The organism is Streptomyces sp. NPDC037273, from assembly GCF_055603625.1.
In genome coordinates this window covers 435978-449321 of the sequence record NZ_JBVJVO010000004.1, presented here as the reverse complement: position 1 = coordinate 449321, position 13344 = coordinate 435978, and the positions used below count along the sequence as shown (strand labels likewise).

The window sequence follows — 13344 nt, the reverse complement described above, 5'->3', positions numbered from 1 at the left end:
GGTCCCCGCTCCCCCGCCGGCCCCCGATCCTTCCGACCGCCTGCTGCGAAAGGCATTCCGTGGAATCCCCCCTGACCGTCCCCGAGCTCTCCGACGCGACCGAGCTCTCCTGTGACGTGCTCGTCGTCGGCGGCGGGACCGCCGGCACCATGGCCGCGCTGACCGCCGCCGAACGCGGGGCGAACGTCCTGCTCCTGGAGAAGGCGCACGTCCGGCACTCCGGCGCGCTCGCCATGGGGATGGACGGCGTCAACAACGCGGTCGTGCCGGGCCGGGCCGAACCCGACGACTACGTCGCCGAGATCACCCGCGCCAACGACGGCCTCGTGGACCAGTCGACCGTCCGGCAGACGGCGACCCGCGGCTTCGCGATGGTCCGGCGCCTGGAGTCGTACGGGGTGAAGTTCGAGAAGGACGAGCACGGCGAGTACGCGGTCCGGCAGGTGCACCGCTCCGGTTCGTACGTCCTGCCCATGCCCGAGGGCAAGGACGTGAAGAAGGTGCTGTACCGCCAGTTGCGGCGGCGCGAGATGCGGGAGCGGATCCGGATCGAGAACCGGGTGATGCCGGTCCGCGTCCTCACCCACCCGGACGACGGCCGGGCCGTCGGGGTGGCCGGACTCCACACCCGTACCGGGGAGTTCGTGGTCGTCCGGGCGGGCGCGGTGATCCTGGCCACCGGGGCCTGCGGACGGCTGGGGCTGCCCGCGTCCGGCTACCTGTACGGCACGTACGAGAACCCGACGAACGCCGGCGACGGCTACGCCATGGCGTACCACGCGGGCGCGGCGCTCACCGGCATCGAGTGCTTCCAGATCAACCCCCTGATCAAGGACTACAACGGGCCCGCGTGCGCCTACGTCGCCAACCCGTTCGGCGGCTACCAGGTGAACCGGCACGGCGAGCGGTTCGTGGAGTCCGACTACTGGTCCGGGCAGATGATGGCCGAGTTCGCCGCCGAACTCGCCTCGGACCGGGGGCCCGTCTACCTCAAGCTGAGCCATCTGCCCGAGGAGACCATCGGGGCCGTCGAGTCCGTCCTGCACACCACCGAGCGCCCCACCCGCGGCACCTTCCACGCGGGCCGCGGGCACGACTACCGCACCCACGACATCGAGATGCACATCTCCGAGATCGGCCTGTGCGGCGGCCACTCCGCCTCGGGGGTACGGGTGGACTCCCACGCCCGGACCACGGTGCCCCGCCTGTACGCGGCCGGCGACCTGGCGTCCGTACCGCACAACTACATGATCGGCGCGTTCGTCTTCGGTGACCTGGCGGGCGAGGACGCGGCCCAGTACCGGGCGTACGAGGGGGAGTTGGACCAGCGGCAGCTGGCGGAGGCGCACGAGCTCGTCTACCGGCCGCTGCGGAACCCCGACGGTCCGCCGCAGCCGCAGGTGGAGTTCAAGCTGCGGCGGTTCGTCAACGACTACGTGTCCCCGCCCAAGACGGGGGCCCGGCTCTCCCTGGCCGTCGAGGCGTTCACCCGCATGTCGGGGGAGATCGCGGGGATGGGCGCGCGCACCCCGCACGAGCTGATGCGGTGCGCGGAGGTCTCGTTCATCAGGGACTGCGCCGAGATGGCCGCCCGGGCCTCGCTGGCCAGGACCGAATCCCGGTGGGGTCTCTACCACGAGCGGCTCGACCACCCCGAGCGGGACGACGAGGGCTGGCTGCACCACCTCGACCTCCGCAAGTCCCCGTCCGGCGCCATGGAGTTCACCGCGCGGCCGGTCGAGCCGTACGTGGTGCCCGTGCCGGAGTTCGCACCCCCCGGCGGACCGGAACGGCACATCGGCGAGGTGGCCCTCGTGCCGGTCGCCACCGCCGGGCCCCGCGAGGCCGTCCCGGCGGCCCGCGCGAAGGCGGCCGTCGAACCCGTGGCGTCGGGTGACGCGCCCTCGGGCGGCGCCCCGCACCCCCGGCTGCTGCGGCTGCTCGCGCTCGTCGAGGAGTCCCCGGACCTGGCGGCGCTGGGTCCGTACCTGGACGACGCAGAACCGGAGGTGCGGGCCGCGGCCGTCACCGCGCTCGGCGAGACGGCGCCGGCGGGGACGGGTCCGGCGCTCGCCGCCCGGCTGCGGGACGGGTCCCCGCGGGTGCGTGCCGCGGCCTCGGCCGCGCTGCGCGAGCTCGTCGAGGTGCTGCCCGCCGATCCGGTCCTCGGGGCGGGGCTGCGGGAGGCCCTCGGTGTGCCCGACGCCGGCGTGCGCGCCGCCGTGCTCGACGTGCTGCGGGCGCTGCGGCTCGGTGACGCCCCGCTGTACGCGGGCGCGCTCGCCGACGACTCCGTCGACGTACGGGTGCGGGCGGTCCGTGCGCTGGTGGCGGTGGACGCGGTCGCGGAACTCACGGCGGCCGCGGGCGATCCGGCGCGCGAGGTCCGGGTCGCGGTGGCGCGCGGGCTCGCGGCCGTGCGGGATCCGGCGCCGGAACCGCTCGGCCCGCTGCTCGCCGACGCCGATCCCCTGGTCAGGGGAGCCGCGCTGGCCGCGCTTGCGGCCACCGGCTGCCCGCCGCACCTCGCCGAGGCGGCGGAGGCGGCGCTCGCGGACGGCGCCTGGCAGGTGCGGGCCGGTGCCGCGACGGCCCTCCGGGCGGCTCCCGGCGCCCTCGCCGTTCCCGGCCTGGCCAAGGCCCTCGCCGACCCGAACGCGGACGTCCGCAAGGCCGCCGTCCTCGCCCTCCTGGCCCACCGGGACGATCCCGCGGCTCGCACCGCGCTCGCCGGCGCGACCGGCGACGCCGACGCGGACGTCCGCGCCTACGCCGCCCGCGCGGCCGCCCCGGTCCCCGGCTGACGGCCGAGGGGCCTGCGGGGCCGGGCGGGTGACGGGCGGTGGCATCCGGGTGACCGGGCGCATGCCGGGCGGCGGGGCCGGGAAGGGGCGCAGGCTGGGACACAGGCGGGACGAGGACGAGGAGGTGGTGCCGGTGTCGGGGCCGACGACGACCGGGGAAGCGGTGGGAGCACCGTGCTGGCTGAGTTTGAGCGCGCGTGACCTGGAGGCGGCGGAGCGCTTCTACGGGGCGGTGCTCGGCTGGACGTTCCGGCGGGGCGGCGCGGGGAACGAGTACGCGGTGGGCGATCTGGACGGGGTGCCGGTGGCCGGGATCGCGCCGGTGGCGGCGCAGCTTGCCGTCCCGGTGGCCTGGACCGCGTTCTTCTCCGTGACGGACGCCGACGCGACGGTGGCCCGCATCCGGGAGCGCGGCGGCACCGTCGGCGTCGGCCCGGTCGCCTACCCGCCCGACGGCCGGGCGGCCCTGGCCACCGACCGCGAGGGCGCGGCCTTCGGCGTCTGGGAGGGCCGTACGGAATCCCGCTGGCACATCGGCGAGCACACGGCGCCGGCCTGGGTCGAGCTCCACACCCGTGACGCGTTCGAGGCGGCCGTCTTCTACGGCGAGGTCCTGCGCTGGACGGCCGGCACCGGGGGCCGCCTTGAGGTCTCGTACGAGCAGGACAAGGTGGTCCTCCGTCACGACGGCGACGCCGTCGCGCGCCTCAACAGCGGCCCGGTGGAGTCCACCGACCCCCGCCCCCAGCTGCGCCCCCGCTGGCTGGTGCGCTTCCGCGTCCCCGACCCGGAGGCCGCCACCGCCGCCGTCCTGGCCCACGGCGGCGTGGTCGTGCCGGGCGGCCTGTGGGGCGGTGTCCGCGGCTCCGAGGACGCCGACGGGCGCCGGGTGGTCGTCCGTGACCCGGACGGGGCGCTGTTCGCCCTGGAGGCGGCGGAGGAACCCAAGGACTGAGCCGGTGCGGGCACGGGGCTGTTCCCCGTGCCCGTCCGGTCAGCGGGCGGCGGTGCGGGCCGCGCGGCGGGCCAGGAGCCGGGCCCGCTGGTCCGGGTCGGTGGCGAGGTCGATGGCGGTCCACGCCATGGCGAGTCCGCCGTCGAGAACGGCCCGGTCGGCCGCGGCCGTGGTGCCGTACCGGGTGAAGTCCGGGTGGTGCATGATCGTGTCGCCGCAGTCGTAGCCGATGGAGGGGTGGATCGTCGGGACGACGTGCGAGACGTTGCCCATGTCGGTCGAACCGCCGCGCAGTCCCGGGTCGTTGGGCAGGACGGTGCGGCCGAGGGCTTCGGCGGCGGCCTGGTAGCTGCGGCCCATGGCGAGGTCCTGGCGGAGGTCGGCGTAGTCGTTGCCGACGGTCTCCAGGAGGAGTTCGGCGCCGGTGGCGAGGGCGCCCGCCTCGAAGCAGGCCCGCACCCGGGCCTGGAGCTCGGCGAGTTCCTCGCTGGAGCCGGCCCGTACGTCATAGGTGGCGGTGGCGCGGTCCGGGATGACGTTCGCGGCGTCCCCTGCCGAGGTGACGACGCCGGAGACGACGGCGCCGGGGGTCATCTGCTGGCGGTGGGCGGCGATGGCGACCTGGGCGATCATCATGGCGTCGGCGGCGTTGACGCCGCGGTGCGGCATGGCCGCGGCGTGCGCGGGGATCCCGCGGTAGGCGACCGAGAGGCTGCTGATGGCGAGGGTGGTGAGGCCGACGGCGTCCTGCGGCGCGGCGTGCACCATCATCGCCGCGGCGACGTCGTCGAAGGCTCCGGCGCGGAGCATGTCGACCTTGCCGCCGCCGGACTCCTCGGCGGGGGTGCCGAGGAGCGCGACGGTGAGGCCGAGGTCGTCGGCGAGCGGGGCGAGCGCGAGGGCCGCGGCGACGGACGCCGAGCCGTTGACGTTGTGCCCGCAGGCGTGGCCGATGCCCGGGAGCGCGTCGTACTCGGCGCAGATCGCGATGACCAGGTCGCCGCTTCCGGCGGTGGCGCGGAAGGCGGTGGGCAGCCCGTAGGCGCCGCGGGTCACGTCGAAGCCGGCGCGCTCGACGAGGTCGGTGATGCGGCGGGCGGCGCGGTGTTCCTCGTAGGCGAGCTCCGGGTCGGCGTGCAGGGCGTGGCTGAGCCCGATGACCGTGTCCTGGTGGCGGGTCAGGGCGGTGCGGCTGTGTGCGCGGGCGCTCGTGGGGGTCGTGGGGGTGGTCGTCATCGGGCGTCCTCGGTCGTGGGGCGGTGGAGGAGGGAGGCCGCCGCGCCCGCGAGGGAGATCACGAGGCACAGGATCCAGGAGGTGGTGTAGGCGCCGAGGTCCGGCAGGGTGTGGCCGGCGGGCGTGTGACCGGCGAAGACGGTGAGGACCGCGGCGGCGCCGAGCGAGCCGCCGACGCTGATGAGGAGCTCGTTGATGCCGGAGCCGACGGAGGTGCGGTCATGCGGGACGGCCTCCACGGCGAGCGTGCGCGTCGAGTGCTGGAGGAAGCCGTTGCCGAGTCCGGCCAGGGCCGTGCCGAGGAGGAAGAGCGGCGCGGAGGCGTGGGTGGCGAGCGCGATCCCGTATCCGGCGGCCATCAGGAGGGAGCCGGTGACCAGGGTGAGCCGGTCCGTGAGGCGGGCGGCGACGGCGGGGGCGGCGAGCGCGCCCGCGGCCATGGCGAGCAGGTTCGGGAGGAGTCCGAGGCCGATGGCGACGGGGCCGTAGCCGAAGCCGTAGCCGTTCTCGGCGGGGCTGGTGCCCAGGAAGACGGAGTGGGCGACCTGGAGGCCGAACATGCAGAAGCTGAAGGTGACGGTGACGAGGGAGACCACGACCACCGGGCGGCGCCGGAACATCCGGACGTCGATCATGGGCTCGGCCGTGCGGAGTTCCACGCCGACCCACAGCGCGGTCACGAGCGCGCCGCCGACCAGGGTGGCGAGGGTGCGGGCGGAGGTCCACTCCCAGCCGGGGGTGCCGCCGAGTCCGAGGGCGAGCATCAGGGCGACGAGGCCGGTGGAGAGCAGCACCGCGCCGGCCCAGTCGACGGAGCCGCCGGGGCGGTCGTCGGATTCGGGCAGCAGGGGCCAGGTGACGGCGAGCGCGAGGCTCGCGCCGATCGCGGGCACCCACAGGGCGGCGGTGGGGCTGTCGACGTAGGCGGCGATGAAGCCGCTGGACAGCAGGCCCAGGGTCAGGCCGCCGATCAGCGCGGCGACCATGTGGCTGATGCCCCGGCGGCTCTCGGCGTCGCCGCCTTCGGGGCGGTTGCGGAGGATGCCGACGAGCAGCGGGAAGAAGCCGGCGATGGCTCCTTGCAGGATCTGCCCGGCGAGCAGCACCGGGAAGGAGCGGCTGAGGCCGACGAGGACGGAGCCGGCGATCACGATCGCCAGGTTCCAGCGCAGCAGGCGGCGGTGGCCGTAGAGGTCTCCCATGCGGGCGAGCACCGGGGTGAACGCGACGCTCGCGAGCAGGTTCGCGATGCTGATCCAGTTCAGGTCCGCCGCCGTGACCTTCAGGGTGTCCGTCAGCCCCTTGAGCAGCGGTGACAGGAAGCCCTGGGTGATGCCGCTGGACAGTTCGACGAGGGCGACGGAGGCGATGACGGCTCCGGCGGGGGTGGCGCGGACCGCTCTTCTTCGTGCGGGGGCGGTACGGGTACCGGCGTCGTTCATGCCTACTACCTCTTCGGGAGGGCCGCGGGGGCTCGATGGGGAGGGGAGGCCGCCCGAGGTGGGGTGCGGGGGCGGAAGATGCACCACAATGTGGCGAGCCGACGGCACTTCGGGCAAGAGTTGACCGTGAAGACGGACGATTGCGGCGGGAGAAGGGGTGTCCGCGGCGGATTCGGGCATGACGGCGGCGCGTGGGGTCCACTCGGACATGGCCGGGACGGCCGGTCGCGGGGTGCCCGCGCGCACCTGGGGCGTACGAGAGGGAGGACGGGATGACGGCCGAGCGGGACGTCCGGCACGGCACGGGCGGCGCGGGTCTGGACGCGCTGGACCACGGGATCCTGAAGGTGCTGCACCGCGATCCGCGGGCCCCGTTCGCGGAGGTGGCGGCGGCCGTCGGGGCGCACGAGCGGACCGTCGCGCGGCGCCTGGAGCGGATGACGGCGGACGGACGGGTGGCGTTCGTCGCCGCGCTCGTACCGGAGTACCAGTACGAGGGGGTGACGGCCGAGGTCGCCGTGCGGTGCGCGCCCGGACGTGTCCACGAGGTGGCGCTGAAGCTGGCGGGCCTGGAGGAGACGCGGTCGGTGGAGGTCGCCACCGGGGCGCTCGACGTGTTCGTCGAGCTCCACGCGCCCGGCCACGAGGAGCTGCTCGCCCTGGTGGACGGTGTGATCGGCCGGCTGGACGGGGTCGTGGACATCCACACGGCCGTGGTCCTGCGGCTGTTGCTCACCACCAGCGACTGGGCCCCGTACGACGACGAGCCGACGGCCGTGCGCCGGCACGCCGTCGAGGGGACGGCGCTGCCGGAGCCCCCGGCCGTGGACGAACTCGACCGGCGGCTCGTCGGACTCCTCGGCCGGGACGCCCGGATGTCCACGACCCGCCTGGCGCGGGAGCTGCGGGTCGGCGAGACCACGGCCCGGCGGCGGCTGGCGCGGCTGATGGACTCGCACGTGCTGCACCTGCGGCTGCACGCGGATCCGGCGGTGCTCGGCTATCCGGTGGAGGCCCGGTTCCGGCTCGGGTTCCCGCACCGGGGTCTGGACCCGGCGATCCGCCTCCTGGCCCGCGAGCCGTCCGTCCGGCACCTCGTCGTCACCAGCGGCGGGACCAGCCTCCTCGGCTACTCCAGCCACCGCGACACCCGGGACTTCCAGGAGTTCGCCGCCCGGGTCTTCGCACAGCTTGAGGACGTGACGTCGACGGAGACGGCGCTGCTGATGCGTACCTACAAGCGCGCGGGGCTCTCCTCGGTCGCGGGGTGAGGGGCGGGGGTGTCGCCGGCGGGGGCGGCGGCCGGGATCAGGGCGGCGACGAGGGCGGCGGCGAGGCCGACGCCGCAGCCGATGAGGAGGGCGACGCGGAAGCCGTCCTCGGAGGGCAGGGTGTGTCCGCCGAGGGTGGTGGTGAGCTGGGCGAGGACGACGCCGATGACGGCGGCGGATGCGGAGGTGCCGATGGAGCGCATGAGGGTGTTGAAGCTGTTGGCGGAGGCGGTCTCCTGCTGCGGCACGGCGCCCATGATGAGCGCGGGCATGGCGCCGTAGGCGAGTCCGACGCCGGTGTTGCAGATGAGCGTCACGACGAGCAGGCCCCAGGTGGAGCCCATGAGGGCGAGCGAGGAGCCGTATCCGGCGGCGATGACCAGGGCGCCGACGGAGAGCGTGACCTTGGGGCCGCGGGCGGCCGACAGCTTGGCGCCGAGCGGTGCGAGGGCCATCATCATCAGGCCCGCGGGGGCCATCCAGAGGCCCATGGCCATCATCGACCGGCCGAGGCCGTATCCGGTGGCCTCGGGCAGCTGGTAGAGCTGGGGCACGACCAGGGACTGGGCGTACATGGCGAAGCCGACCAGGACCGAGGCCAGGTTGGTCATCAGGACGACCGGGCGGGCGGTGACGCGGAGGTCGACGAGCGGGTCGCGGGTGCGCAGTTCCCAGAAGCCCCAGCCGAGGAGCACGACGGCGGCGACGGCGAAGAGCCCGAGGGTGGTGCCGCTGCCCCAGCCCCAGGTCGCGCCCTTGGAGACGGCGAGCAGCAGGGCGACGAGTCCGATGCCGAGGCCGGCCGCGCCGGGTGCGTCGAAGCGGCCGGGGGCGGGGTTGCGCCGGCCGTCGGGTGCGACGCGCCAGATGAGGACGCCGACGAGGGCGCTGAGCGCGGCGGCGACCCAGAAGAGGACGCGCCAGCTGGCGTTCTCGGCGACGGCGGCGGAGAACGGGAGGCCGAGGGCGCCGCCGACGCCCATCGAGGCGCTCATGAGCGCGATGGATCCGCCGAGCTTCGCCGGCGGCAGGATGTCGCGGAGCAGGCTGATGCCGAGGGGTACGACGCCCATGCCGAGGCCCTGGAGTCCGCGTCCGACGATCATCGGGACGACGGAGGAGGCGAGGGCGCAGACGACGGATCCGGCGATGAGCGGGATCACCGAGACGAGCAGGACCCGGCGTTTGCCGAGGGTGTCGCCGAGCCGGCCGGCCACGGGGGTGGCGACGGCGCCGGCGAGCAGGGTGGCGGTGATCACCCAGGAGGCGTCGGAGGCGGTGGTGCCGAGCAGTCGGGGGAGGTCGCCGATGAGCGGCACCACCAGGGTCTGCATGAGTGCGGCCACGATGCCCGCGAGCGCGAGGACGCCGACGACGCCTTCGGGTCGGGCGTCGGGCTTGGAGCCGTCCACGGGTTCTCCCTCGGTCTTGCACGGTAGTGCCGTATTCCCTTGCTTGTGCATGATGCACATCAATGGCTTCATGCACAAGCCGTGCATGATGCACACTGCCTGACCTCGGGGGACAATGCCTCGGGGGACAATGCCTCCATGGACAAGCCCGTGGACAAGCCCACCCACCTGGTCGAGTTCGAGACCATGCTGCTCAGCCGGCACAGCCACCTGTACGCCCCCCGCACCCGCGCCGGGGGCGCCCAGCTCGACCGCAGCGCCTACGTCCTCCTGAGCCGCATCCGCATGCACGGGCCGCTGTCCATCGGCCAGCTCAGCGAGGCCTTCGGCCTCGACGCCTCGACTCTCAACCGGCAGACCGCCGCCATGCTCCGCGCCGGGCTCGTCGAGCGCATCCCCGACCCCGACGGCGGCATCGCCCGCAAGTTCCGCATCACGGAGGAGGGCGAGCGCCGGCTGGAGGCCGACCGCACCTCCAATGTCGAGGGCCTCGACCGCGTCATGGAGCACTGGTCACCCGAGGACGTCACCGAGTTCGCCGCCTTCCTCGAACGGTTCAACCGCGACATCGAGCGCCTCGAAGGCCGCCCCTGGCCTCGCCCCTGACCCCGCCGCTCACAGGACCGTCAGGCGCCGCGACGCATCGCCGCCTGACGGTCCGCCGCGGCCAGGGCGGTGTTGAGGAGGGCCACGGCGGCGAAGGCGAGGGCCCCGCCCGGGTGATGGAGGGCGTGGAGGGCGAGCGCCGCGGCGCCGAAGACGAGGGCCTTGACGAGGAGGACGGCCGCGAGGGGCACGCGGAACCGGGCCTTCGGGGCGGCGAAGAGGCCCCAGAGGAAGGCGGCGAGGGTGGGCGCCGCGATCGCGAGCAGGAGGCGGAGCGCCAGGTTGTCGGCGCTCTCCCAGCCCCACCAGGCCAGTACGGCGAGGGCGGCGAGTTCGAGGACGAACGCCGTCCCTTCGTTGAGCACGTGCAGCGGGCCGGGGAGTCTCATCGGGGACCTTTCGGTGTCGAGCGCGCGTGCGAACAGCCCTGAGCGTAGACGCGAGTTCCGGCAGAGGTCTTTACCTCCGGACGTCGACGGCGGTAGCTTCCCGGCCTACGCAAGATGTTTCAGAAACTTTCCGAGTGTGTTTCCAACGGTGCTGATCCCCTTGCCCAGCCGGCCCGTGCGGAACGCGCGCTTCCCCCTGCCTGGAGACCCTGATGACCCGCACCCCCACGCGGCCGCCCGGACGCCCGGTGGCCGCCCTGGCCGTGGCCGCCGGCCTCCTCGGCCTGCTCGCCGCACCGCCCGACGAGCCGTCACCCCGCACCGCCCCCGCCGCGGCCGTCGCGGAGAACACGGCGACGGTCTACTACTGGACGAAGACGAAGAACTGGGCCGCCCACAACCTGCATTACGCCCCCGACGGCGGCTCCTGGACCACGGTCCCCGGCGTCGCCATGGAAGCCGCCTGTACGGACTGGGTGAAGAAGACCGTCACCCTCGGCGCCGCCACCGGACTCCAGGCCACCTTCAACAACGGCACCGGGACCTGGGACAACAACGGCGGCCGCAACTACGCCCTGGGCACCGGCGCGATCACCGTCAAGGACGGCGTCGTCGCCCACTCCGACCCGTGCGCGGGCACCACGCCCACCCCGTCGGCCAAGGCCACCGTCTACTACTCCACCCAGACGCTCGGCTGGTCCACGGCCAACATCCACTACCAGCCCGCGGGTGGCGCCTGGACCGCCGTCCCCGGCGTCGGCATGCAGACCGCGTGCGCCGGCTGGTGGAAACGGGAGCTCGACCTCGGGACGGCGGCGTCACTGAAGGCCGCGTTCAACAACGGGAACGGCACCTGGGACAACAACGGCGGCGCCGACTACACCCTGGGCGCCGGCGTCAGCACCGTACGGAACAACGTGGTGACCGCGAACGCGGCCGACCCCTGCGCCGCCGCGACGCCCGACACCCAGGCCCCGACCGCCCCCGGGCGCGTCACCGCCGCCGCCGACGGGACCTCGGTGCTGCTCACCTGGGACCCGGCCACCGACGACCGGGGTGTGACGAAGTACCAGGTCACCCGGGCCGGCGGCAGCGGCGGCACGGTCGTGACGGACGTCGGCTCCACCGTGTACTCCGACACGGGTCTGGCCGAGCGCACCGCCTACACCTACACGGTGAGGGCCGTGGACGCGGCCGGGAACGTCTCCGCCGCCTCGGCCCCGGCGACGGCCACCACCGGTGACAGGCCGGCGACCCCGGCCACCGGGAAGCCGCTGGGCACCGACCCGCGCAAGGACCCCATCTACTTCGTGCTCACCGCCCGCTTCAACGACGGCGACCCGTCGAACAACCGCGGCGGCAGCCAGCACGTCAAGTCGGGCAACGCGGCCGGCGACGACCCCATGTTCCGGGGCGACTTCAAGGGCCTCATCCAGAAGCTCGACTACGTCAAGGGGCTCGGCTTCTCCGCGATATGGGTGACGCCGGTGGTCCTCAACCGGTCCGACTACGACTACCACGGCTACCACGGCTACGACTTCTACAAGGTCGACCCGCGCCTGGAGTCGGCCGGCGCCTCCTACCAGGACCTGATCGACGCCGCCCACGCCAAGGGCATGAAGATCTACCAGGACGTCGTCTACAACCACTCCTCCCGCTGGGGCGCCAAGGGCCTGTTCACGCCCACCGTCTACGGCGTCCGGGACAGCCAGTGGAGCTGGTACTACGACGAGAGGCAGCCCGGCTTCGAGTACGACGGACTGACGATCGACGCGAAGTCCGGCAAGTCGTACTACAACGGCGACCTGTGGTCGACGGCCGAGCCGACCGGCAACACCTGCCTCAACTGGGGCAAGCCCACCGGCGGCAAGAGCGCCGAGGGCTACACCGTCTACAACTGCCAGTGGCCCAGCCCGACCTCCGGCATGTTCCCCAAGGCGCTCTACCACCAGTGCTGGATCGGCAACTGGGAGGGCGAGGACTCCCGTTCCTGCTGGCTCCACGAGGACCTCGCCGACTTCAACACCGAGAACCCGGCCGTCCAGAGCTATCTGATCGGCGCCTACGACAAGTACATCGACATGGGCGTCGACGGATTCCGCGTCGACACTGCCGTCCACATCCCGCGCACCACCTGGAACCGCCGCTTCCTCCCCGCGATCCAGGAGCGCGTGACCCAGCGTCACGGAGCCGAGGCAGCACGGAACTTCTTCGTCTTCGGCGAGGTCGCCGCCTTCGTCAACGACAAGTGGAACCGCGGCTCGGTGAACCACTCCGCGCAGTTCTACACCTGGAAGGAGCGCAAGGAGTACGACATCGACGACGCCAAGGCGGCGCTCGAGATGTACGACTACGAGCAGCAGCAGGGCACCGGGAACCAGCCCACCTCCACCAACGCGTTCCTGAACGGCAACAGCTACCACGCCCCGGACCACAGCCGCTTCTCCGGCATGAACGTCATCGACATGCGCATGCACATGAACTTCGGTGACGCGCCCAACGCCTTCTCCAACGGCAAGGACTCGGACGACAGTTACAACGACGCCACCTACAACGTCGTCTACGTCGACAGCCACGACTACGGCCCCAACAAGTCGAGCGAGCGGTACGCGGGCGGCACCGACGCCTGGGCCGAGAACATGTCCCTGATGTGGACCTTCCGCGGCATCCCGACGCTGTACTACGGCTCCGAGATCGAGTTCCAGAAGGGCAAGAAGATCGACTGCGGGCCCAGCTGCCCGCTCGCCACCACCGGCCGCGCCTACTACGGCGAGCACCTCGCCGGTTCCGTCACGGCCTCCGACTTCTCCCAGGTCTCCTCGGCCTCGGGCGCCGTCGCCACGACCCTTCAGCAGCCCCTGGTCCAGCACCTGCAGCGGCTCAACAGCATCCGCCGCGCGATCCCGGCCCTCCAGATGGGCCAGTACTCCACCGAGGGCATCTCGGGCGGGATGGCCTTCAAGCGCCGGTACACCAGCGGCGCCACGGACAGCTTCGCCCTGGTCACCGTCTCCGGCGGCGCCACCTTCTCCGGCGTCCCGAACGGCACCTACACCGACGCCGTCACCGGCGACGTGCGGACCGTCACCGGCGGCACCCTCACCGTCGCCGCCCCCGGCAAGGGCAACCTGCGGGTGTACGTCCTCAACGGCCCCGGCAAGATCGGCACTTCCGGCCCGTACCTGAAGTAGGGGCACCGGAGCGGGAACGGACACGGTACGGGGCGGGC

9 protein-coding genes are annotated in these 13344 nt (G+C 73.3%); 5 read left to right on the top strand and 4 right to left on the bottom strand.

Annotated features, from left to right (window positions below; translation table 11 throughout):
• Window positions 1–59 precede the first annotated feature (59 nt).
• Window positions 60–2804: a fumarate reductase/succinate dehydrogenase flavoprotein subunit gene (locus ACZ7G1_RS14210; RefSeq protein WP_470871115.1), complete on the top strand. Its 2745-nt coding sequence runs from the start codon at window positions 60–62 to the stop codon at window positions 2802–2804.
• A 187-nt stretch (window positions 2805–2991) separates the two neighbouring features.
• Window positions 2992–3759, top strand: a complete 768-nt coding sequence (locus ACZ7G1_RS14205) for a VOC family protein (RefSeq protein ID WP_470871117.1) — start codon at window positions 2992–2994, stop codon at window positions 3757–3759.
• Window positions 3760–3798: 39 nt separating this feature from the next.
• On the opposite strand, the gene ACZ7G1_RS14200 is transcribed toward ACZ7G1_RS14205, so the two are convergent.
• The gene (locus tag ACZ7G1_RS14200; RefSeq protein WP_470871119.1) at window positions 3799–4995 is read right to left on the bottom strand and encodes a M20 family metallopeptidase; all 1197 of its coding nucleotides are present in this window, start codon (window positions 4993–4995) and stop codon (window positions 3799–3801) included.
• The gene (locus ACZ7G1_RS14195; protein ID WP_470871121.1) at window positions 4992–6437 is read right to left on the bottom strand and encodes an MFS transporter; all 1446 of its coding nucleotides are present in this window, start codon (window positions 6435–6437) and stop codon (window positions 4992–4994) included. The genes ACZ7G1_RS14200 and ACZ7G1_RS14195 overlap by 4 nt, the downstream gene beginning before the upstream one ends.
• Before the next feature lie 272 nt (window positions 6438–6709).
• Here ACZ7G1_RS14195 and ACZ7G1_RS14190 point away from each other — a divergent pair, with 272 nt between their 5' ends.
• On the top strand, window positions 6710–7708 hold the full coding sequence (locus ACZ7G1_RS14190) for an Lrp/AsnC family transcriptional regulator (RefSeq protein WP_470871123.1): 999 nt from the start codon (window positions 6710–6712) through the stop codon (window positions 7706–7708).
• Here ACZ7G1_RS14190 and ACZ7G1_RS14185 read toward each other — a convergent pair.
• Complete coding sequence (locus ACZ7G1_RS14185; protein ID WP_470871125.1) at window positions 7672–9120, bottom strand: MFS transporter; 1449 nt, start codon at window positions 9118–9120, stop codon at window positions 7672–7674. The genes ACZ7G1_RS14190 and ACZ7G1_RS14185 overlap by 37 nt on opposite strands.
• 138 nt (window positions 9121–9258) lie before the next feature.
• Here ACZ7G1_RS14185 and ACZ7G1_RS14180 point away from each other — a divergent pair, with 138 nt between their 5' ends.
• Window positions 9259–9726, top strand: coding sequence for a MarR family winged helix-turn-helix transcriptional regulator (locus ACZ7G1_RS14180; protein WP_470871126.1), 468 nt, complete (start codon window positions 9259–9261; stop codon window positions 9724–9726).
• 20 nt (window positions 9727–9746) lie between these two features.
• Here ACZ7G1_RS14180 and ACZ7G1_RS14175 read toward each other — a convergent pair whose 3' ends face one another.
• Window positions 9747–10115 (bottom strand): YrdB family protein, encoded by a 369-nt coding sequence (locus ACZ7G1_RS14175; protein ID WP_470871128.1) that lies wholly within the window; start codon window positions 10113–10115, stop codon window positions 9747–9749.
• 212 nt (window positions 10116–10327) lie between these two features.
• On the opposite strand from ACZ7G1_RS14175, the gene ACZ7G1_RS14170 reads away from it, so the two are divergent.
• The gene (locus ACZ7G1_RS14170) at window positions 10328–13306 is read left to right on the top strand and encodes a carbohydrate binding domain-containing protein (protein WP_470871130.1); all 2979 of its coding nucleotides are present in this window, start codon (window positions 10328–10330) and stop codon (window positions 13304–13306) included.
• Window positions 13307–13344 lie beyond the last annotated feature (38 nt).

Coding starts and splice junctions, on each gene's coding strand:
- ACZ7G1_RS14200 (WP_470871119.1), bottom strand. CDS start 4,995: ATGACGACCACCCCCACGACCCCCACGAGCGCCCGCGCACACAGCCGC.
- ACZ7G1_RS14195 (WP_470871121.1), bottom strand. CDS start 6,437: ATGAACGACGCCGGTACCCGTACCGCCCCCGCACGAAGAAGAGCGGTC.
- ACZ7G1_RS14190 (WP_470871123.1), top strand. CDS start 6,710: ATGACGGCCGAGCGGGACGTCCGGCACGGCACGGGCGGCGCGGGTCTG.
- ACZ7G1_RS14180 (WP_470871126.1), top strand. CDS start 9,259: ATGGACAAGCCCGTGGACAAGCCCACCCACCTGGTCGAGTTCGAGACC.
- ACZ7G1_RS14175 (WP_470871128.1), bottom strand. CDS start 10,115: ATGAGACTCCCCGGCCCGCTGCACGTGCTCAACGAAGGGACGGCGTTC.
- ACZ7G1_RS14170 (WP_470871130.1), top strand. CDS start 10,328: ATGACCCGCACCCCCACGCGGCCGCCCGGACGCCCGGTGGCCGCCCTG.